This window comes from Streptomyces sp. NPDC088124 (assembly GCF_040685895.1).
GTDB lineage: Bacteria > Actinomycetota > Actinomycetes > Streptomycetales > Streptomycetaceae > Streptomyces.
In genome coordinates this window covers 1-20,644 of the sequence record NZ_JBFBJB010000034.1, presented here as the reverse complement: position 1 = coordinate 20,644, position 20,644 = coordinate 1, and the positions used below count along the sequence as shown (strand labels likewise).

20 protein-coding genes and 2 pseudogenes are annotated in these 20,644 nt (G+C 71.6%); 10 read left to right on the top strand and 12 right to left on the bottom strand.

All coding sequences use genetic code 11. From position 1 onward, the window contains the following. Positions 1–86 precede the first annotated feature (86 nt). The 3 genes and pseudogenes from fahA to AB0P17_RS26295 all read right to left on the bottom strand — a co-directional run bounded on the left by fahA (position 87) and on the right by AB0P17_RS26295 (position 5,100). On the bottom strand, positions 87–1,310 hold the full coding sequence (gene fahA, locus AB0P17_RS26305) for a fumarylacetoacetase (protein ID WP_365814392.1): 1,224 nt from the start codon (positions 1,308–1,310) through the stop codon (positions 87–89). A gap of 131 nt (positions 1,311–1,441) precedes the next feature. Continuing rightward, positions 1,442–3,466 (bottom strand): annotated as a pseudogene (locus AB0P17_RS26300) (CocE/NonD family hydrolase). 128 nt (positions 3,467–3,594) lie between these two features. After that, the gene (locus AB0P17_RS26295; protein WP_365814391.1) at positions 3,595–5,100 is read right to left on the bottom strand and encodes a peptide MFS transporter; all 1,506 of its coding nucleotides are present in this window, start codon (positions 5,098–5,100) and stop codon (positions 3,595–3,597) included. Between the two features lie 155 nt (positions 5,101–5,255). Between AB0P17_RS26295 and AB0P17_RS26290 the strand changes: the two genes are divergently transcribed. From AB0P17_RS26290 to AB0P17_RS26275, 4 genes are all read left to right on the top strand, one after another. Next, positions 5,256–6,266, top strand: a complete 1,011-nt coding sequence (locus AB0P17_RS26290) for a polyprenyl synthetase family protein (protein ID WP_365814390.1) — start codon at positions 5,256–5,258, stop codon at positions 6,264–6,266. Between the two features lie 328 nt (positions 6,267–6,594). Next, positions 6,595–7,914 carry a DUF2092 domain-containing protein gene (locus AB0P17_RS26285; protein WP_365814389.1) on the top strand — a complete coding sequence of 440 codons (1,320 nt, stop codon included), beginning with the start codon at positions 6,595–6,597 and terminating at the stop codon, positions 7,912–7,914. Positions 7,915–8,086: 172 nt separating this feature from the next. Then, the gene (locus AB0P17_RS26280; protein ID WP_365814388.1) at positions 8,087–9,052 is read left to right on the top strand and encodes an ABC transporter ATP-binding protein; all 966 of its coding nucleotides are present in this window, start codon (positions 8,087–8,089) and stop codon (positions 9,050–9,052) included. Then, a complete protein-coding gene (locus AB0P17_RS26275) occupies positions 9,039–10,007 on the top strand; it encodes an ABC transporter permease (RefSeq protein ID WP_365814387.1) in 969 nt (322 codons plus the stop codon). Before AB0P17_RS26280 ends, AB0P17_RS26275 begins: the two co-directional genes overlap by 14 nt. 133 nt (positions 10,008–10,140) lie before the next feature. On the opposite strand, the gene AB0P17_RS26270 is transcribed toward AB0P17_RS26275, so the two are convergent. Together AB0P17_RS26270 and AB0P17_RS26265 are read right to left on the bottom strand one after the other, a co-directional pair. Then, a complete protein-coding gene (locus AB0P17_RS26270) occupies positions 10,141–11,172 on the bottom strand; it encodes a M28 family metallopeptidase (RefSeq protein WP_365814386.1) in 1,032 nt (343 codons plus the stop codon). A gap of 209 nt (positions 11,173–11,381) precedes the next feature. Continuing rightward, entirely contained in the window at positions 11,382–12,419 is a 1,038-nt protein-coding gene (locus AB0P17_RS26265) for a WYL domain-containing protein (protein ID WP_365814385.1), read from the bottom strand. A gap of 170 nt (positions 12,420–12,589) precedes the next feature. Here AB0P17_RS26265 and AB0P17_RS26260 point away from each other — a divergent pair, with 170 nt between their 5' ends. Next, positions 12,590–13,012, top strand: coding sequence for a VOC family protein (locus AB0P17_RS26260; protein ID WP_365814384.1), 423 nt, complete (start codon positions 12,590–12,592; stop codon positions 13,010–13,012). 23 nt (positions 13,013–13,035) lie between these two features. After that, positions 13,036–14,148, top strand: a complete 1,113-nt coding sequence (locus tag AB0P17_RS26255) for a winged helix DNA-binding domain-containing protein (RefSeq protein WP_365814383.1) — start codon at positions 13,036–13,038, stop codon at positions 14,146–14,148. Here the strand turns inward: AB0P17_RS26255 and AB0P17_RS26250 are convergent. Both AB0P17_RS26250 and AB0P17_RS26245 read right to left on the bottom strand, forming a co-directional pair. Continuing rightward, positions 14,121–14,330 carry a DUF397 domain-containing protein gene (locus AB0P17_RS26250; RefSeq protein ID WP_365814382.1) on the bottom strand — a complete coding sequence of 70 codons (210 nt, stop codon included), beginning with the start codon at positions 14,328–14,330 and terminating at the stop codon, positions 14,121–14,123. The genes AB0P17_RS26255 and AB0P17_RS26250 overlap by 28 nt on opposite strands. Next, positions 14,327–15,157, bottom strand: a complete 831-nt coding sequence (locus AB0P17_RS26245; RefSeq protein ID WP_365814381.1) for a helix-turn-helix transcriptional regulator — start codon at positions 15,155–15,157, stop codon at positions 14,327–14,329. Before AB0P17_RS26245 ends, AB0P17_RS26250 begins: the two co-directional genes overlap by 4 nt. 104 nt (positions 15,158–15,261) lie before the next feature. Between AB0P17_RS26245 and AB0P17_RS26240 the strand changes: the two genes are divergently transcribed. Genes AB0P17_RS26240 through AB0P17_RS26230 form a run of 3 tightly spaced genes read left to right on the top strand, consistent with a single transcriptional unit; the run spans position 15,262 to position 16,111 of the window. Then, complete coding sequence (locus tag AB0P17_RS26240) at positions 15,262–15,468, top strand: hypothetical protein (RefSeq protein WP_365814380.1); 207 nt, start codon at positions 15,262–15,264, stop codon at positions 15,466–15,468. A 26-nt stretch (positions 15,469–15,494) separates the two neighbouring features. Beyond that, positions 15,495–15,701 (top strand): hypothetical protein, encoded by a 207-nt coding sequence (locus tag AB0P17_RS26235; protein ID WP_365814379.1) that lies wholly within the window; start codon positions 15,495–15,497, stop codon positions 15,699–15,701. Further along, positions 15,698–16,111 carry a hypothetical protein gene (locus AB0P17_RS26230; RefSeq protein WP_365814378.1) on the top strand — a complete coding sequence of 138 codons (414 nt, stop codon included), beginning with the start codon at positions 15,698–15,700 and terminating at the stop codon, positions 16,109–16,111. Before AB0P17_RS26235 ends, AB0P17_RS26230 begins: the two co-directional genes overlap by 4 nt. A gap of 132 nt (positions 16,112–16,243) precedes the next feature. Here AB0P17_RS26230 and AB0P17_RS26225 read toward each other — a convergent pair whose 3' ends face one another. From AB0P17_RS26225 to AB0P17_RS26210, 4 genes are all read right to left on the bottom strand, one after another. Next, entirely contained in the window at positions 16,244–17,110 is an 867-nt protein-coding gene (locus AB0P17_RS26225) for an AraC family transcriptional regulator (RefSeq protein ID WP_365814377.1), read from the bottom strand. 155 nt (positions 17,111–17,265) lie between these two features. Continuing rightward, on the bottom strand, positions 17,266–17,715 hold the full coding sequence (locus AB0P17_RS26220) for a VOC family protein (RefSeq protein ID WP_365814376.1): 450 nt from the start codon (positions 17,713–17,715) through the stop codon (positions 17,266–17,268). Positions 17,716–17,766: 51 nt separating this feature from the next. Further along, a complete protein-coding gene (rarD, locus tag AB0P17_RS26215) occupies positions 17,767–18,798 on the bottom strand; it encodes an EamA family transporter RarD (protein WP_365814457.1) in 1,032 nt (343 codons plus the stop codon). Positions 18,799–18,969: 171 nt separating this feature from the next. Beyond that, entirely contained in the window at positions 18,970–19,830 is an 861-nt protein-coding gene (locus tag AB0P17_RS26210) for an SDR family oxidoreductase (RefSeq protein ID WP_365814375.1), read from the bottom strand. Positions 19,831–19,993: 163 nt separating this feature from the next. Here AB0P17_RS26210 and AB0P17_RS26205 point away from each other — a divergent pair, with 163 nt between their 5' ends. Next, on the top strand, positions 19,994–20,368 hold the full coding sequence (locus AB0P17_RS26205; protein ID WP_365814374.1) for a helix-turn-helix domain-containing protein: 375 nt from the start codon (positions 19,994–19,996) through the stop codon (positions 20,366–20,368). Positions 20,369–20,422: 54 nt separating this feature from the next. Here AB0P17_RS26205 and AB0P17_RS26200 read toward each other — a convergent pair. Then, positions 20,423–20,644 (bottom strand): annotated as a pseudogene (locus tag AB0P17_RS26200) (2-oxoacid:ferredoxin oxidoreductase subunit beta); the annotation flags it as partial.

Below are 20,644 nucleotides of genomic sequence, written 5' to 3'. Positions count from 1 at the left end.
GGGCGCGGCGCCTCCTCGGGGGAGGCGCCGCGCCCGGCCGTGGTGCTTCTCCGGGGCCACCGGCCCCCTCAGGAGCCGCCGCGGGCTCACCCGGCGGCGATCCTGCCCCGTACCTCGCCCAGGCCGACCTTCGTGCCGTCGGGGCCCGGGGCCCAGGCGGTCAGGGTCACCTCGTCGCCGTCCTCCAGGAAGGCGCGCTTGCCACCGGGGAGTTCGACCGGCTCCGTACCGTTCCACGTCAGCTCCAGCAGACAGCCGCGCTGCTCGCGCACGGGCCCGCTGACCGTGCCCGACGCGAAGACGTCCCCCGTGCGCAGGGAGGCGCCGTTGACCGTGAGGTGGGCGAGCTGCTGGGCGGCGGTCCAGTACATCGTGGAGAACGGCGGCTCGGAGATCACCTCTCCGTTGAGCGCCACCGAGATCCGCAGATCGAACCCGCCGGGCTCCTCGTCCTCCGCGTCGTCCAGATAGGGGAGTACGGGAACCGAGCGGGCCGGGGGCGCCACCCTGGCCGCGTCCAGGGCCTCCAGCGGCGTCACCCACGCCGAGACGGACGTGGCGAAGGACTTGCCCAGGAACGGCCCGAGCGGGACGTACTCCCACGCCTGGAGGTCCCGCGCCGACCAGTCGTTGAGGAGCGAGAGCCCGAAGACATGGTCGCGGAAGGACGCCAGCTCCACCGGGGAGCCCTGCCGGGACGGCACCCCGACGACGAAGGCGACCTCCGCCTCGATGTCCAGCTTCACGGAGGGCCCGAAGACCGGAGCGGGATCGGCGGGCGCCTTGCGCTGGCCCGCCGGGCGCGTCACCTCCGTACCGGAGACGACGATCGTGCCGGACCGGCCGTGGTAACCGATCGGGAGGTGCTTCCAGTTGGGGGTCAGCGCCTCGCCGTCGGGGCGGAAGATGCGGCCCACGTTCGTGGCGTGGTGCTCGCTCGCGTAGAAGTCGACGTAGTCCGCGACCTCGTACGGCAGATGCAGGGTGACGGCGCCCAGCGGGTGGAGCAGGGGCTCTATGTCGGGGCGGTGCGCGGGGACCGTGACCCACGCGGTGAGCGCCCGGCGGACATCGCGCCACGCCGTGCGCCCGGCCGCCATCAGCGGGTTGAGACTGGGCCTGGCCAGCAGCGCCGCGTACGGGGAGCCCAGCGCCAGCGCCGCCGCCCCCGCGTCGAGCACATGATCGCCGATGCGTACCCCGACCCGTCGGCGGTCGGGCTCGTCGGCGGTCGAGAAGACGCCGTACGGCAGGTTGTGCGGACCGAAGGGATCGCCCTCGGCCGTTTCGAGCGGGCTCTGCTCGGGCATCGGTGCTGCCTCGCTTTCCGGATCGATACGGGACACGTTACGTCGGTGTTGCCCGGCGGCGGCAGTAATAAAAAGCCCGCATTGACCTGAAAGGCCCGGGTAGGGGACGGGGTTGGGGGCGTGCCCGGGGCTCAGCCCGCCGTACGCGGGATCCGCCGCTCCCAGGTCCGGTGGTGGACCACCTCGTCGCCCTCGTGGCAGATCAGCTCGTCGGTGGCGATGAAGTCGTCCGCGTCGCAGCGGATCTCGGAGCGCGTGTCGACCCGGGTGTCCCAGGCGAGGTCCGGCCGGTGCAGCCGGATCGTCCACTGCGAGAGCGCCTGCGCCGACAGGGGGTCGCGCTCCTGGATCGTGTACGTCTCCCGGGCTTCCTCGGCGAACTCCAGCCCGTCCGGGTAGAAGCGGGAGCCGCCGTAGCGCGGGTCGACCTCCAGCCGCCAGACGCCCTACGCGACGTCCCGTACCACCAGCCGCTCGGGGGGCTCCTCGTCGAGCGTGGCGGGGAAGGAGACACCCAGCGGCTCGGCCTGCTCCGGCGGTTCGAAGGAGACCGTCCCCTCGTCCGCCTTGGCGGGCGCCCGGACGGGGAGTTCGAGCGAGCTGCCCGCCGGGTCGAGGGTGAAGCCCGCGGACCGGGCCTGCGGCCAGATCCACGGCCAGTACGCGGAGGAGACCGCGAGCCGGATGCGGTGGCCGGGCGGGAAGGCGTGGCCGATGCCGTTCAGCTCGAAGGTGACGTCCTCCGTCGCCCCCTCGGGCCACGGGTCGATCCGGTCGCGGCCGTTCCTGGCCGAGAGGTTGAGGACGCCGCGCGTGACCAGCGTGGCGGAGCCGTCCGGCGCGACGTCGCACAGCCGGGCGATCGCCTGGCCGGCCGGGGCGTCCATCCGGAGCCGCAGCCGGACGCGGGGGCGGCCGAGGATCTCGATGCCGGCCGCGCCGCCGGCTCCGTCGTCCGCCACCCGGAAGTCGAAGCAGGCCGACCGGGCGTCCTCCTCGCGCTGGTCGGGCGGCAGGTCCGCGTCATTGCCGAACGGAAAGAAGCGGCCCGCGTCCACCCCGGTGTGCTGGGGCGAGTCGACGACGACCGGTTCCCCCTGGAGGGCGTACGGCGTCGGCGTCACGTTCGGGGAGGGCCACGCGCCGTCGCCGACCCAGCGCCCCGGCAGCTCCGCGTAGACCGTCGCGGGCGGGTGCGAGCCGCTGATCCAGGAGCGCAGCAGCGGCTCGGCCATCACCCCCGTCTCCCGGCCCTTGAGGTGCTGGTCCCACCAGCGCAGGGTCTCCTGGAGGAAGCCGATGGCGGGCCCCGGCGGCAGCCCCCGGTCCGGGTACTGGTGCGACCAGGGCCCGATCAGCCCGCGGACCCGCCCGGGGGCGAGGTGTTCGACCAGCCGCAGCACGGTGTCCCGGTACGGGTCGTGCCAGCCGCCGACGGCCAGCACGGCGGCCCGGATCGCGCCGTACTCCTCGCGGACGCTGCCGTGCTTCCAGTACGCGTCGCGGGTCTGGTGGTCCAGCCAGGTGTGCAGGAACGGTTCGATGGCGTCGAGGCGCCGCAGCCACATCTCCCGCCACGCGCTCCCCGCGTACGCCGGGTCCGGCGGCCGGGCGGTGAAGGCGAGCATCGTCGCCGCCCAGGCGTGCATGTCGACGGCGAGGACCGAACCGCCCATGTAGTGGACGTCGTTGTCGTACCGGTCGTCGGAGGAGCAGACGGTGACGATCGCCTTCAGCGGTTCGGGGGCGAGGGCGGCGAGCTGGAGCGCGTTGAAGCCGCCCCAGGAGATGCCGAACATGCCCACCTTCCCGGTGCACCAGGGCTGCGCGGCGAGCCAGTGGATCACCTCGACGCCGTCGGCCAGTTCGGTCGCGTCGTACTCGTCGCCCGGCAGCCCCTCGCTGTTGCCGTGGCCGCGCACGTCGACGCGTACGGAGGCGTAGCCGTGGCCCGCGTACCAGGGGTGGCGCTGGTGGTCGCGGGGCGCCGTCCAGTCGGTGAGCCGGTACGGGAGGTATTCGAGCAGCGCGGGGACGGGCGGGCCGGCGACGGGGCGCCAGACGCGCGCGTAGAGCCGGGTGCCGTCGGCGAGGGGGATCCGTACGTCCTCGTGGGCCGTCTCGTACGGGAAGTCGGTGCGGATGGTGGGGGACATGCCGATCACCTCGGGGAGGTCGGACGGGGGGACGGGGAGTGCGGGTCGGTGGGGACGCGGCGGACGCTGCGGATTCGGCGGTTCCGGTCGACCCGGCGGGCCGGGCGGACCCGTCGGCCCCGGCCGGCTCAGTGGACGGGGTACATCGTGCGCCGCAGCCAGGGCGCCGCCGCGACGACGGCGAGACCGGCCAGCACCGCGATCGCCCCGTTGACGCCGAAGTACGCGGGCTGCGAGACCTGCCCGTACAGCTTCACGGTCTGGGCCTGGATGCCGTTGGCGAGTGCCAGGGAGAGGAACCAGAGCGCCATGGTCTGGCTCGCGAACGCCCTCGGCGCGAGCTTGGTGGAGGCGGAGAGCCCGGAGGTCTCCACGAGGATGTCGCCGAGGCCGAGCAGCAGGTACGAGGCGACGATCCACCACGCGGCCATCCGGTAGTCGCCGCCGCTGTGCCCGGACGTCGGCAGGACCATCAGCAGGAAGGAGAGGCCGCCGAGGATCACCCCGATCGCGATCTTGTTGGAGGCGTGCGGCTGGCGCGGGCCCATCCGTACCCAGACGGCGGCGACGACCGGCGCGAGCACGACCTCGAAGGCGCCGAGCGCGGAGGCGTACCAGCCCGCCGGGAAGTGGAAGCCGAGGATCGAGGTGTCCGCATTGGTCGAGGCCAGCAGGATCATCGTCGAGTACGCCTGGAAGAGGATGAAGTTGAAGAACACTGACGCCAGGAACAGCACCACATAGGGGCGGAGCCGGCCGCGTTCCTCCGTTGTCACGCGCGGGCTGCGGAACATCACCGCGAAGTAGACGACGGGGGAGACCACCGAGATCACGGTGAGGATGTCGGCGAAGCGGGCGATGGTGAGCCGGCCGGCCAGTGCGAGCGCCACGGCGACCAGGGCTGTCACCACCGCGCCCACGGTCATCAGGCGCCCGGCACGGCGCATCGCGGCAGGGGCCAGCGCGAACTCGGCGGCATGTTTGCGCCCCGCGAGATGGCGTCTGCCCGCCACGTACTGGATCAGCCCGAGGGTCATCCCGACGGCGGCGGCGGAGAACGCCCAGTGCCAGCTCACGTGCTCGCCGAGCCATCCGGTGACGAGCGGACCGAGGAAGGCGCCGATGTTGATGGCCATGTAGTAGAGGGCGAAACCGGCGTCCCTGCGCTCGTCCTCCGTACGGTAGAGCTTGCCGACCATGGCGGAGACGTTCGGCTTGAGCAGCCCCGTACCCGCGCTGATCAGGCCGAGCCCCACCCAGGTCATGGCGGCCGTGGGCACCGCCATGGCGTAGTGGCCGACGGCGATCAGCACGCCGCCCCACAGGACCGCGCGGTACGAGCCCAGGATGCGGTCGGCGAGCCAGCCGCCGGCCACGGAGAGCAGGTAGACGAGGGTCCCGTACGCCGCGGAGACGGAGGCGGCGGCGCCGGGCGCCATCCCCAGGCCCCCGTCGTGGACGGTGGCGACGAAGTAGAGGACGAGGATCGCCTGCATGCCGAGGAACGAGAAGCGCTCCCAGACCTCCAGTCCCGAGAGGGTCCCCAGCCCGCGCGGGTGGCCGAGGAAGGCCCGGTCGTCGCGGGGAGGGGGTTGCTCGTCGTTCACTTCGGGGTCGGCAGCCGTTCCGGACAAAAGGCCCACTCCTGATCGAAAGGTCGATCCCGAACATACCGGCGAAGCCGGGAAGGCGCCCATGGTGATCGAAAGGCGACCGGATACGCTGACTTGAGTGATGGCAGCGACGCATCGACAATCCGTGTGATCGTCAGCAGACAGGAGTACCTCTCGTGACCGTCGTGGGGCCGTTCGGGCTGAGCGTGCGGGACCAGGCTCTTGAGGCCGATGTCCAGACCGGATTGGCGGCCGTCGAGGCCGGACTGCTCGAAGCCACCAAGAGCGAGGTGCCGTTCATCACGGAGGCCGCGCAGCACCTCGTGCGGGCCGGCGGCAAACGATTCCGGCCATTGCTGGTCATGCTCGCGTCACAATTCGGGGATCCGTACGCGCCCGGGGTCGTCCCGGCGGCCGTCGTCGTCGAGCTGACGCATCTGGCGACGCTCTACCACGACGACGTGATGGACGAGGCCGAGGTCCGCCGCGGTGTGGAGAGCGCGAACGCCCGGTGGGACAACTCGGTCGCCGTCCTCACGGGTGACTTCCTCTTCTCCCGCGCGTCACACATCCTGGCGGATCTGGGCCCGGAGGCCGTCCGTATCCAGGCGGAGGCGTTCGAACGGCTGGTGACGGGCCAGATCCTGGAGACCGCGGGCCCGCGCGAGGGCAGCGACCCGGTCAGCCACTACCTCGACGTCATCGGCGGCAAGACGGGCTCGCTGATCGCGGTGGCGGGGCGCTTCGGCGCGATGATGTCCGGCGCCGACGAGACGGTGGTCGACATCCTCACCCAGTACGGGGAGCGGCTCGGCATCGCCTTCCAGCTCGCCGACGACTTCCTCGACATCGCCAGCGACTCCCACGAGTCCGGCAAGACGCCCGGCACGGATCTGCGCGAGGGCATCCCGACGCTCCCGGTGCTGCTGCTGCGCGCCCAGGCGCAGGAGCACGGCAGGCCCGAGGACCTGGCCCTGGTCGAGTTGCTGGACGGCGATCTGGCGGACGACGAGCGCCTCGCCGAGGCCCTGCGGCTGCTGCGCGCCCATCCGGCGCTGGAGCAGGCACGACGGGACACGGTGCGGTACGCGGAGGACGCGCGCGGGACGCTGGCCCCGCTGCCGGAGTGCTACGCGAAGTCGGCGCTGCTGGAGCTCTGCGACGCGGTGGTCCACCGGGCCGGGTGACGGCGGGTCATCGGGCCGGGTGACGACAGGTCACCGGGCCGGGTGACGGCCGGGCACTTCTCCGGGGCCTGTGCGGGCCGGGCGTGGTCACTCGCCCGGCTCAGCTGTCCCTCTAACGCAGCACTGTCCCGTAGGGGATGGGGCGAGGCATCTCATCCGTATGTCATCCCAGAGCAGTACGGGAAGTTGCGCCCCGGGTCTGACGCTTCGGCGGCCCCGATTTGGTCATATGGACAACACCACTCCTGACCAATTCGGGTGAGAATGGCGGCGAGGGGTGGACAAGTGCAACGGACGGATGGCCGCCGACCACGGAGGTAGGGCACACATGGCACCGAACGACAGCGCACCGGCGACCGAGGAGGACAGGGAGCCCGGCGCCCTCCGCCGCAAGGCGGCACGTTACGCGCTCCCCGTCGCAGTGGCGGGGGTGGCCGCGGCGACCATCGGACTCGTCCCGGCGCTCGCCGCGACCGGTGATCCGGAACTGCCGAAGATCAGCGCGCAGCAGCTCATCGAGAAGATCGCCGCGTCGGACACGGAGCAGCTCTCCGGCACGGTGAAGATCACCACGGATCTCGGGATCCCGGGTCTGGACAAGCTGAGCGACCTGGCGGGCTCGTTCGCCCCCGACGCCATGGACCAGGCCGGCGGCTCGGACACGGCCGACCCGGGCACCAGGCTGACGGAGCTGGCCACCGGCTCGCACACCCTGCGGGTGGCGACGGACGGCCCCGACAAGCAGCGGCTGTCGATCCTCGACGACACCGCCGAGTACAGCCTGATCCACAACGGCGGCGAGGTGTGGGCGTACGACAGCGGCTCCAACGCCGCCTACCACGCCACCGCGCCGGAGGACGCGCAGCACGGCAAGGGCGCCGCGAAGGGCGGCCACGGTTCCGCGGACAAGGACAAGGGAGCGCCGGAGGGCGTCCCGGCCACCCCCAAGGACTTCGCCGAGCAGGCGCTGAAGGCCGCGGGTGACACCACCTCGGTGACCGTCGGCGGGACCGCGCGGGTGGCCGACCGGGACGCGTACCAGCTGGTGATCAAGCCCAAGCAGAGCGGCTCCACGGTCGGCTCCATCACGATCGCGGTGGACGCGAAGACGGGCACGCCGCTCAAGTTCACGCTGGCGCCGAGCAGCGGCGGCAAGGCCGTGGTCGACGTCGGCTTCACGAAGGTCGACTTCGCCAAGCCCGCCGCCGGGACCTTCGACTTCACGCCGCCCAAGGGCGCGAAGGTGACGGAGCAGGGCGACGTCGGCGAGGCGGACGGCGCGGACGCCTCCCACGGGGCGGACAAGGGGCTGCCCGGTGCGCCCGGCGCCCTCGGTGAGCTGGGCGCGCTCGGCGGCGGCTCCGGCGACGCCAAGGTCATCGGCGAGGGCTGGAACGCGGTGTACGTGCTGACGTCAGCCGACGGTGGCGCGGGCGAGGACGCGAAGGGCGGCCCCGCCGGCTCCGGTTCGGAGGCGCAGGCACAGCAGTTCATGGACGCGCTCGGCGACAAGGTCACCGGGAAGTTCGGCTCGGGGACGGTCTTCGAGACCCGTATCGTCAACGCGCTGATGACCGACGACGGCAAGGTGTACGTCGGCGCGGTCACCAAGGACGCGCTGGTCAAGGCGGCCGACCAGGCCAAGTGACGCCGTAGTGGACCGCCCCGCCGCGTGAACCGCGCGGCGGGGCGGAACGCTGACCGGGGCCGGTCCGTTCTCGGGAGGGTGCCACGGTGCGGGAGGGCACCACGGTGCGCCACCGGCCGGGAGAAGGCTCGCCGGAAGAAGGGCCTGCCGGGAGAAAGGGAGGGGGACGGGGATGACAGCGGTTCCGGTGCCCGCGACGGTCATCGAGACGCGCGGCCTGACCAAGCGTTACCGCGGCGGTCAGCTCGCCGTCGACCATCTCGACCTGACGGTGCCCGCCGGCAGCGTCTTCGGCTTCCTCGGGCCCAACGGCTCGGGAAAGACCACCACGATCCGGATGCTGATGGGCCTGATCGAGCCCACGGCCGGCTCGGCCACGCTCCTCGGCCACCGGATGCCCCGCGCCTCGCGCACGGTGCTGCCCCAGGTGGGGGCGTTGATCGAGGGGCCCGCGCTGTACGGGCACCTGAGCGGCCGGGACAATCTCGTCCGGTACGACTCCGCCGACCCGACGGCCGATCCCCGGACCCGCGCCGCCCGCGTGACCGCCGCGCTGGAGCGGGTCGGGCTGACGGCGGCGGCGGGCAAGAGGGCGAAGGCGTACTCCCTCGGGATGAAGCAGCGGCTCGGGCTGGCCTCGGCGCTGCTGCGGCCGCGCGCCCTGCTGGTGCTGGACGAGCCGACCAACGGGCTGGACCCGCAGGGCATGCGGGAGATCAGGACGCTGGTGCGGGAGCTGGCCGCGGACGGCACGACGGTCTTCCTCTCCTCGCACCTCCTCGACGAGATCGAGCAGGTCTGCAGCCATGTCGCCGTGATGACCCAGGGGAAGCTGATCACCCAGGGAACGGTCGCCGAGCTGGCCGCCGGGACCCGGGGCAGACTCGCCGTCACGACCCCCGACCCGGGCGAGGCGGCCCGGGTGCTGAAGGAGCACGGGGTCACGGACGTGGTGGTGACGGGCGACCGGGTCACGGGTGAGCTTCCTACGGGCGAGGCGGAGCCCGTGGACCCCGCCGATCTGAACGCCGCGCTGGTCGGCGCGGGGGTGCGGGTACGCGCCTTCGGCCAGGAGCGCGTCTCGCTGGAGGACGCCTTTGTCGCGCTGACGGGGGAGGGCTTCGATGTCGCGGGCTGATGTGGACGCGGGTGCGGGTGCGGGTGCGGGTGTCGGTCCGGGGCCGGAGTCGAGTCGGGGGCCGGAGCCGGGGCCCGGCCCGGGCGGTGCGGCCGGGGCGCCGGGTGCCGAGGTCCGGGGGCGACGGCTGCTGTGGACGTTCGGGCTGCTCCGCTCCGAGCTGACGGTCACCTTCCGGCGCTGGCGGACCCTCGCCCTGCTCGGGGTGCTCGCCGCCGTCCCCGCCCTCATCGGCATCGCGGTGAAGATCGAGACGGGCGGCGGAGGGGGCGGTGGCGGCCACGGCCCCGCCTTCGTCGGGCAGGTCACCAACAACGGGCTCTTCCTGGTCTTCGCCGCGCTCGCCGCGACGCTGCCGGTCTTCCTCCCGATGGCGGTCGGCGTCATAGCCGGCGACGCGATAGCGGGCGAGGCCAACGGCGGGACGCTGCGCTATCTGCTGGTCGCGCCGGCCGGGCGTACCCGGCTGCTGCTGGTCAAGTACGCCTCCACCCTGGCGTTCTGCCTGGTCGCCACGGTGGTCGTGGCCGGGTCCGCGCTCGCCGTGGGCGCACTGCTCTTCCCGCTCGGTGACGTCACCACGATCTCCGGCGTCCGGATCTCCTTCGGCGACGGGGTGGCGCGGGCCGGGCTGATCGCCCTGGTCGTGGCCGCCTCGCTGATCGGGTTCGCGGCGCTCGGGCTCTTCATATCGACCCTGACCAACAGCGGGATCGCGGCGATGGCGGCGACGGTCGGGCTGCTGATCACGGTGCAGATCCTGGACGCGATCCCGCAGCTCCACGCCGTACAGCCGTACCTCTTCTCGCACCACTGGCTGTCCTTCGCGGACCTGCTGCGCGAGCCCGTCCTGTGGGACGGCGTCACCGAGAACCTGGGGCTCCAAGCGCTGTACGCGGCGGTGTTCGGCTCGGCCGCGTGGGCGCGCCTCACGACGCGGGACATCACGACCTGAGGCCGCCGGGCGCCCGGGCCCCGGCCGCCAGGCCCCGGGAGGCCTCTCCCGTACGCGCGTACCTGCGGCGGCGTACGGGAGAGACGAGCCGCGACGTGGAGGGCGCGGCGGGGCGCGGAGGTGCGGCGGGTGGCTACGCGGCGCCCGAGAGCGTCCAGACCGCGTAGGCGACGGCGTCGCTGTTGCGGTCGAGCGCGGTGTCGTTGATGTTCGACAGGGAGTCGCACGAGCGGTGGTAGCAGGTGTCGAAGGCGCGGCCCGAGGTGCCGCCCCACTTCTGTGCCTGCGCGGCGGTCTTGATGTAGTCGGCGCCGCTGAAGAGGCCGCCGACCGGGATGCCCACGTTCTTGAACGGGGCGTGGTCGGAGCGACCGTCGCCCTCGGTCTCGATCTCCGTGGCGATGCCGAGGCCCGCGTAGTAGTTCTTGAAGGTCTGCTCGATCGTCGGGTCGTCGTCGTAGACGAAGTAGCCCGGGTTCGGGCTGCCGATCATGTCGAAGTTCAGATAGCCGTTGATCTTCGCGCGCTCGGTGCTCGGCAGGTTGTTCACGTAGTACCGCGACCCGACGAGCCCCAGTTCCTCCGCGCCCCACCAGGCGAACCGGAGGTGCTTCGTCGGCTTCAGCTGGGCACGGGAGACGGCGAGCGCGGTCTCCAGTATCGCGGCCGAGCCGGAGCCGTTGTCGTTCATCCCGGCGCCCGCGGTGACGGAGTCGAGGTGCGAGCCGGCCATGATCACCTGGTTGGCGTTGCCGCCCGGCCAGTCGGCGATCAGGTTGTAGCCGGTGGCGCCGCCGGAGGTGAACTGCTGCACGGAGGTGGTGAACCCGGCGGCGTCCAGCTTGCCCTTCACGTAGTTCAGCGAGGCGAGATAGCCGGCGCGGCCGTGGGCGCGGTTGCCACCGTTGGCGGCGGCGATCGACGAGAGCTGGGTGAGGTGCGCCTTGACGTTGGCGAGGGGGATGTCCGGCGCTGCGAGCACGGCGGCCGAGGCGGGCGCGGCGGCCGGCGCCTGTGCCGACTGGGCGGGCGCGGCGGCACCGAGCAGCCCGACGAGGGCCAGCCCGGTGGCCGCGGCCGTTGCCGCGGCGGTCGTTCTGCGGGCGGGTATTCGACCGGCCGCGGAGCTGGTCGAGCGGCGCATTCCAGGAACGGAGAGCTTCATGTGGGGGCTCCGGATTCCGAACGGGATGAGAAACGAGGACGGAACGTGCGGGACGCCCCACGGCATCGGTGACGTGGGGCGCTGGAGCGTGCTGGAGCTGTGGGAGCTGTTGATGCGCAGTGCGTGCTGAATGGTGGGGGAGAGCTTGACTCCCCGTCAAGAGCGAAGACCGGTCAGAAGTGTTCGCTGAACGGACACACCCGTCGGGGTCATCCGGCCGAACTCATGCGTGCGGCACGGGCGTAACGGGCGGCGAGGTCCGCGCATGCCGCGGCCAGTTGGGGCGGGCCGACGACGTCGACATCGGCGTCGAAGCGGCCGATGGCGGCGGCGAGCCCGCTCCATGACCAGGAGCCGAGGGTGAGCCGGCAGCGCCGGGGGCCGAGTTCCTCGACGATCCCGTCCTGGGCGAAGGGCACGACCTCGGCGGCCGGCAGGTGGAGGATGACCTCGCCCCGGCAGGGCCAGTCGGTGGTGGTGCCGTCGTTGCCGCGGAATCGGCTGGTGACGAAGGTGGAGACATCACCGCCGGGAAGCTCGCGCGGGGTGAAGCGGGGGCCGGTGGGTGTCCGGGGCCGGATGCGGTCCACGCGGAAGGTGCGCCAGTCCTCGCGGTGGAGGTCCCATGCCACGAGATACCAGCGATGACGCCAGGTGACCAGGTGGTGGGGGTGTACGCGGCGCGGTGCGCCGGCCTCGGCGCTCGGCCCCGCGGCGTAGTCGAAGCGCAGCTCCTCGCGGGCGTGGATGACACGGCTCAGCTCCATCAGGACCTGGGCGTCGACCTGGGAGGTGTCGTCGGCGGCGGGCGGTCGAACGGCGGTCACCCGCAGCAGGTCGATGCGGTGACGGAGCCGGGGCGGCATGACCTGGCGGAGGGTGGCCAGAGCGCGGGCGGCGTCCTCGGCGACGCTGGTGCCGACAGTGCCGGTGGCGCCGACAGTGCCGGTGGCGCCGGCGGTGCCAGTGGTGCTGGTGGCCACGGTCTGCAGCGCGACGGCCAGGGCGACGGCCTGCCCGTCGTCGAACAGCATGGGCGGCAGATGCGTGCCGGCCTCCAGGCGGTAGCCGCCGGCCGGCCCCTTGACGGTGGTGATCGGGTAGCCGAGATCGCGCAGGCGGTCGATGTCACGGCGCACGGTGCGCGAGGTGATGGCGAGACGCCCGGCGAGATCCTCGCCGGACCAGTCACGGTGCGTCTGGAGCAGCGAGAGCAGCATGAGCAGCCGGGAGGACGTCTTGTTCATGGCACCCATTCTTCCGGCAGTAGAGGACACAACCTGTCCGCTACCCCTGCCATCGTGGCGTACGTAGCCGCTCGGGAGGCAGCGCTCCCGGTCGCGGCAGCCGCCGCCGTCGCAACCGCAGCTTTGGACGGTCGGCGGCGCCATCACCGCACCGAGGCAAGGAGCAGCCCATGTCCGTCACGACCACCACTCACCTGAACTTCCGGGGCGCCGCGCGTGAGGCGCTGGACTTCTACCGGTCCGTCTTCGGCGGACGGACCGTCGCCATCACCTACCGGGACGCGGGCGCCGTCCAGAACGAGAGCGAGGCGGACTGGGTGATGTGGGGCGAGGTGGCCGGCGACCATGGCTTCCACGTCATGGCGTACGACGTGCCCTCGTCACTGCCCTGGAACCAGGGCGAGAACCCGTTCTTCGTCTCCGTGCGGGCCGACGACGCCGAGGAGATCAGCGCCCTGTGGGGCAAGCTGGCCGAGGGCGCGACCGTCGTGCGCCCGCTGGAGCCCGCGCAGTGGGCGCCGCTGTACGGCATGCTCACCGACCGCTTCGGTGTCACCTGGGTCCTGGACGTCACCGCTCCGTACAACGGCTGATCCCCCTGGGAGAAAGCGTCATCATGACCGTTCTCGACACCCGGGCCCTCAACCGCGCCACCCTCGCCCGCCAGCACCTGCTCACGCGCGCCGACTCCTCCGTGCCGGAAGCGGTGGCCCACCTGTGCGGCCTCCAGGCGCAGGAGCCCCAGGAACCCTTCACCGGGCTGTGGTCCCGCCTGTCCGGCTTCGAACCCGGGCAACTGGACGACGCGTTGACCGGCCGCACCGTGGTGCGCACCCACCTGATGCGCCGCACCGTCCACCTCGTCACCGCCGTCGACGCGCTCGCCTGGCGGGACCGTCACGACACCATGCTGCGCGGGCGGGTCCTCGGCACCTACCGCCGCGAGCTGACCGGCATCGATGTGGACGAGGTCGCCGCCGCCGGCCGCGCGGTCATGGCCGACCAGCGGCCCCGCACCATGAGCGAACTCGTACGGGCCCTCGAAGACCGCTGGCCCGGCCCACCACGCCGGGCCCTGGGCGAACTGCTCGTCGCGGCCCTCATCCCGATGGTCCAACTCCCGCCCCGGGGCCTGTGGCAGCAGAGCTCCGGCGTACGCAACCTGCCGATGGCCACCTGGCTGGAACGGGACATCGCCCCCCTGCCCGCCGACGCCGCCGATCCTGTCGGGCAGCAGTTGCTACGCCGCTACCTCGCCGCTTACGGACCGGCGGCCGGCGCGGACCTCCGCGCCTGGTGCGGCCTCGCCGGCCTTCCCGCGGCCGTCAAGGCCGCCCGGGCCCGGGACGAACTCGTCGTCTTCCGCGACGAACGCGGGCGCGAACTGCTCGACCTGCCCGACGCACCCCGCCCCGACCCGGACACCCCGGCCCCGGTCCGCTTCCTCCCGGCCTTCGACAACGCCATCCTCGGCTACCACGACCGCGGCCGCATCATCGACACCCCTCACCTCGGCCTGTCCGTGGCGGGCCACCGTACGGTCCTGGTCGACGGACGCGTCACCGCGACCTGGACCGTACGGAACCACCGACTCCGGGTCAGCCCGCTGCGCCCCCTCACGGCCCCGGAAGAAGAGGCCGTCCACGCCGAGGGCGAGGGCCTGGCCACGTTCCTGGACGAGGGCATCGAGGGCGTCCACGTTCAGGCGGTGGGGAAGGCGCCCTGCTGAACGCCGCCGACGAACGCCACCCATGCGCCGGGGGCGAGGGTGAGGGTGGGGCCGTGGGGGTTCTTGGAGTCCCGGAGGGGGACGATGCCGTGCGGGACGGCGAGGTTGGTGGCGACTTCCACGCAGGCGCCGCCGTTCTCGCTGTACGAGGACTTGAACCAACGCGGGGATTCGGTCGTCACGGGGTGTCCTTTCGTAACTGCTCAATCATGTCAACGGATGCTGCTTGGGAGAGCGCTTCGGCCTGTAATTGATGGTAGGCCGTCAACAGAGGAACCACGGAGGTGCTTTCCCGTTCGAGCCGCCCCCGTTGGGCGGACTCCGCGTAGGAGAGGAGTGAGCGGTTCTGCATCGTCAGGATGTAGAGAGGCAGACTGAGTGGGCGTCGATCACCCATGCTGAACGGGGCCACTTGGAGCACACTGTTCGGTAAGGCGGCGAACTCGACGAGCCGGTCCAACTGGTGCTTCATGGTAGTGGAGTTACCGACCGGCCGCCTTAGGCAGCTTTCGTCGAGAACGACGAAGACGAGGGGCGACGGCGTACGAAGGAGTGCCGTCTGTCGCTCCGCCACGAGCGCGACTCGTTCTTCTCCCTGCTCAGGTGTGATCGAACCCCGCTCGACGGTACGTTCGGTGAGCGCCGAGGCGTACTCCGGTGTTTGGAGTATCCCTGGGATGACACCGACTTCGTAGAGCCTGATCTCCGCCGCTCTTGCCTCGTGCGTGACGTACTCCGGGAACCCCTCCAGAAGCGCCGTGTACCGAACAGCCCGGCTCTGACGTTCAAGCCGGTCTCCCGTGCCGAACACCCGGTCGGCGGTTGCCGCGAAGCGGGGAGTTGGAGGGCGGCGACCAGTTTCAACGGCTGAAATGTGCGTCCCGGAGCACCTTAACCGTTCCGCCAACTCGTCCTGAGTCCAGCCGCGTTCGTCTCGTAACGTTCGCAGGCGCTGGCCGAACGCCGCAGCCGGTGATTTTTCGGGATCCAGTTCCTTGCGGTTCACCATTTTTGCACCCAACTATCTGAACAATGCACGCAAGTTGAAGACATTTCGACTCTACGCCACGCTGGCCGCTCTGGGTAGTGGATTCACTACGGAGAGGAACGGTCATGTCTGGTGAGCGCGTGCCCGCCAAGCCGCAGAAGCCCTCAGAAGTCCCGCCGGCCGATCTCGCCCCGGTGCCCGGTTGCGAGGTGTGCGACTGGTGGGACAGGCGCCGGGGCAACGCCCATCGCGGGATCGGTGCGGTCACCGTGATGGAGTGCGCCCGGCAGATCGCGGCGCACCCGCACCGCCGGGCGGGAGATGCGGCGTGATCCCGGGCGTCGAACTCCGTGTGGGAATGGCAGTGCTCGACCGGCGAACGGACATGCCGGGGATCATCCGTTCCTTCGCCGGGCCGGTGGTATTGCTGGTCCGGCCTTCGGGGCACACCTGGCAGGCCACGCTGATCGCGGTCCGGCCGGCGACCGTGCGGGAACGGGCTCAGCTCCGCGCCCTGGCGAAGCTGCACCGGATGCAGCGGCCTCCGGCCCGGCGGCGGGCATGAGCGCCGCGCGTCTCTACAACGTGACCGTGGTCTGTGAGGGGCCGGTCAACGGGACGTGGGTACGAGTCGTCCTCGCCGCCCGGCAGTCAACGTCCCCCGACTTCGCCCTGACCTTCCTGCGCCGTCAGGCTCGGCGTATCGCGGACGGCCTCGACCCTGACCCGCGTTCCAAGTGGCTCCCTGCGGGCACGCTCGTACCGTCGGGAACCCGGGTTCCGGACGCGCCCGCCGAACTCCGCTCATGGTGCCGCGACCCCGGAGCACAGAGAGCGGCCCGGGACCAGCTCGTCGCGGGCGGGGAGTTCGCACTCAGCGCCGTTGACCACAGCGGACACTACCTCTTCAAGGTGCTGCCCATGCCCGCCTACGCACCGCGCCCGGGCACACCAACCAGCACTGGGACACCCTGAGCGCGGGCCCACGGCAACCAACACACCACCGGACAAGCCCACTCCGCGAACGGCCCCCCCCGACACGCCCCCCGACACCTTCGCCCTCCCTCAGCGCCCCCGGCACAGCGTGCCCCCCCGGCAGGCCGTCCCTCAGGCCGTGGTTCGTTCCACCGGGATCCACAGCTCCGCGTCCGCCTGGGTTCCGTTCTGGGACAGGCGCGTCCTCAGGATCTCGGGGCCCGGTCGGCTGCGGTACGGGTTGGAGGGGAACCACTGGGTGAAGACGTCCCGCCACAGGTGCTGGAGCGCCTGCGGAAACGGGCCGGAGCTCTCGAAGACGGCCCACGTTCCGGCCGGGACGGTGAGCGCGTCCAGGTCTTCGGGGGTGGCGGCGCCGGTCACCACCCCGTGGTAGTAGTCGAGTTCGGTGCCCTCCGCCCGGCTCGGGTCGAGGTTGTCGCTCACCCCTACGATCCCGTTCGGCTCCTGGTCGGACAGGCTCTCCACACGGTCCAGCGTCTCCTTGCCGATGCCCCGGATGAAGTCGGCGATGGCCGGGTTCAACCCGTTGTGCACCAGGGGGACGCGTATCTTCCTGCCGACCACACGGAACTCGCTCTTCTCCACGATCCGGTATCGCATGCTGCTGCTCCCTTCGACGGTGAGGCGGAAGGACAGCCGTGGCTGGCATCGCAGGCTCGCACCGGAGCGCCTGGCCTCGCCGGGGCCGACGCCGTGCATCGCGCGGAACGCGCGCGCGAACGCCTCGCCCGACGTGTAGCCGTACCGCACCGCGATCTCCAGCAGCGTCGGGTCCCCGGCCAGCACATCGGCACCGGCGACCGTGAGCCGCCTGCGCCGGATGTACTCCGAGAGGGGCATCCCCGCCAGCGCGGAGAACAGCCGCCGGAGGTGGTACTCCGACGTCACCGCGATCCGCGCCAGGTCGACCACCTCGATCCGCTGATCAAGGTGGTCCTCGATCTGCTCCATGGCCTGGTTGAGCCGTTCCAGCACTCCGGCCTCCTTCCTGTTCGCTTCCTCACGTTAGGAAGGACCCGGCCCGTCCCACCCGACCTTCCGTGCCCGGTCCGGTCGGGTCCGGGCACGGCGCGGCACGTCCGGTCCGGGCACGGCACGTCGGGTCCGGGCGCAGCACGTCCGGTCCGGGCCTAATGCACGCAGAATTCCCCGCCCTCCGGATCGGCCATGATGATCCACTCCCCGCCCGGCTCCCGCACCCGGCGCAGCGCCGTCGCGCCCAGCCCCGTCAGGCGCTCGGCCTCCGCGTCGCGCTCGCCGGGAGCGGTGTGTACGTCGAGGTGGAGGCGGTTCTTGCCGGTCTTGGGTTCCGGTACGCGCTGGAAGAGGATGCGGCGGCCGAGCCCGGTGCCGGTGCGCTCGTCGTAGGGGTCGTCCGGGTGGCGGACGGCGACCAGGTCCCGCCAGGCGCGCCGCCCGTGCGCGGTCACGACGTCAGCCTCCGAGGCGTGGCCGAGGGCCAGCAGCCCCTCGATCAACGCGCTGTTGTCCTCCACGAGATACCCGAGGGTGGCCGCCCAGAAGTCCGCCTGCGCGTGCGGATCGGCCGCGTCGGCGACAAGTTTCCAGTGCAGAGTCATGCGTTCACTTATATACGCGGGGTCTGACAGCGCCCCCGCCACGCACGCGACTCAGAGCCGGCGTTCCGCATCCCTTGCCCCCGGCTCCGGAGCGAGCGGCGGGGTGGCGGTCAGGGGCATGACCGGCGGGGTGACCGACGGCGCCGGTGTCTGCGCCTTCTCCCGGGCGAGCGCGGCCAGTCGTACCGCCTCCGCCCGCGTCCTGCGGGCCGTCCGCAGCGCGTCCCAGGTCAGGATCGTCAGCGCCAGCCACACCAGGGAGAAGCCCGCCCAGCGCTCGGCGGGCATCGCCTCGTGGAAGTAGAAGATGCCCAGCAGGAACTGGAAGACCGGCGCCAGGTACTGGAGCAGCCCCAGCGTCGACAGCGGTACGCGGATCGCCGCCGCGCCGAAACAGATCAGCGGGATCGCGGTGACGAGCCCGGTGGACGCCAGCAGCGCGAAATGACCGGGCCCCTCCGAGCCGGCGGTGGCCGAGCCGGCCGCGCTCAGCCACACCAGATAGCCGAGGGCGGGCAGGAACAGCACCGCGGTCTCCGCCGCCAGCGACTCCAGGCCGCCGATGTTGATCTTCTTCTTGGCCAGGCCGTACGTCGCGAACGAGAAGGCGAGGATCAGCGAGATCCACGGCGGCCGCCCGGATCCCACGGCGAGCACCACCACCGCCGCGAAGCCGATGAGGACCGCTGTCCACTGGGCCGGGCGCAGCCGCTCCTTGAGCAGCAGGACGCCCATGGCGATGGTCACCAGCGGGTTGATGAAGTACCCCAGGGACGCCTCGACCACCTGGCCCGCGTTGACCGCCCAGATGTAGACACCCCAGTTGACGGTGATCGTCGCGGCGGCCACCGTGATCAGCCCCAGCTTGCGGGGCTGCCGCAGCAGTTCGGGTATCCAGGCCCAGCGGCGCAGCGCCAGCAGGGCAACGGCCACGACGGCCAGCGACCAGACCATCCGGTGGGCGAGGATCTCCAACGCCCCGGCCGGCTGGAGGAGCGGCCAGAACAACGGGACCAGCCCCCACATCCCGTAGGCGCCGATCCCGTACAGCAGTCCCGCCCGCTGCTCGCTCTCCGACTTCACTGGCTCCTCCTCGCCCCGCACCTGCCCCGTGCCCGCCCCGCGCACGTCCCTGAAGAAGGTAGCGGGGAGCGGGCGCGGTGTCATGTCCGTATTGGCATACGGTCATGACGCCCAAGGGGGAAAGCGGGAGGAAAGTGAGAGGGAAGGAAGGACAGAGGGGGCGGCGGGGCGTCAGGCCTTGAGCGCCTCGGCGACCGTGTCGGCGAGCGGCGTGGTCGGCCGGCCCGCGAGCCGGGCCAGGTCGCCCGACGAGCCGACGAGGAGCCCGCGCTCGATCGCGCTGTCCACGTCGACGAGGATCGCGGCGAACGGCTCGGGCAGCCCGGCGCCGGTCAGGATCCCCAGCATGACCTCGGCGGGCACGTTGTTGTACGCGATGGTCCGGCCGGTCTGGCGCGACAGCTCGGCCGCGTACTCGGCGAAGGACCACGCCGTGTCGCCGCTCAGCTCGTACACCTTGTTCAGGTGGCCGTCGCCGGTCAGTACGGCGGCGTCGGCGGCGGCGTAGTCCGCGCGGCTCGCGGCGGAGAGCCGGCCCTCGCCCGCGGCGGCGACGACGGCGTTGTGCTCCAGCACGGGCGCCAGGTTCTCGGTGTAGTTCTCCGTGTACCAGCCGTGGCGCAGGAAGGTGTACGGCAGCCCCGAGTCGAGGATCAGCTGCTCGGTCACCTTGTGCTCGGCGGCCAGGTCGAAGTCGGCGTCAGGTCCGCCGAGGACGCCGGTGTACGCGAGCTGGGCCACGCCCGCCGCCTTCGCGGCCTCGATGACGGCGGTGTGCTGGGGCACGCGCTTGCCGACCTCGCTGCCGGAGATCAGCAGCACCCGGTCGCCGGCCCGGAAGGCGCCCTTCAGGGACTCGGGGTCGTCGTAGTCGGCGACCCGCAGCTCGACCCCGCTCGCCACCAGGCCCGCGGCCTTCTCCTTGTTCCGTACGACGGCGGCGATCCCGTCGGCCGGGACATCCGCGGCCAGCAGGGCCTCGACGACGAGGCGGCCGAGGTGTCCGGTGGCTCCAGTGACAACGATGCTCATGAGGGGTTCTCCAGTTCGTGCGGGTCGCTGTGCGGGTGTTGCGCGCGTTCTGTGCCGCGTGTTGGGTGCTGCGCGTTACGTGCCGCGTGTTCCGTGCTCTGACGCTCACCCTACGGGCTGCACTAACTCTGAGAAAGTACCCACTTTGAGGTAAGGTACTGGCATGGAAGTAAGCAAGGGTCCCGACGTCAACCAGCAGATGTGTCCCTCCCGGCTGATCCTTGAGCACGTGACCAGCCGCTGGGGCGTACTCGTCCTCGCCGCCCTGCTGGAGCGCTCGTACCGCTTCAGCGAACTGCGGCGCGAGATCGGCGGTGTCAGCGAGAAGATGCTCGCGCAGACCCTCCAGACACTGGAGCGCGACGGCTTCGTCCACCGCGACGCCAAGCCCGTGATCCCGCCCCGCGTCGACTACACGCTGACCGCGCTCGGGCAGGAGGCCGCCGAGCAGGTGTGGGCGCTGGCGCGCTGGACGGAGCGGCGCACCGAGCAGGTGCTCACGTCCCGCCAGGCGTACGACGAGGCCCGGCTCCCCTAGTCCGAACAGGTCGTACCAGGAGATCCGGGCCTCGTGACGAGGGTGGGCGCGGCGTCAGCCGACGACCGTCCAGGTGTCGTTGCCGGTGAGCATGGTGGTGAGGTCGCCCTTGCCGTGTTGTTCGACGGCTGTGTCGAGTTGGTCGGTCATGAGGGTGTCGTAGACCGGGCGTTCCACACTCCGCAGGACGCCGATGGGGGTGTGGTGGAGGGTGTCGGGGTCGGCGAGGCGGGAGAGTGCGAAGGCGGTGGTGGGGCTGGTGGCGTGTGCGTCGTG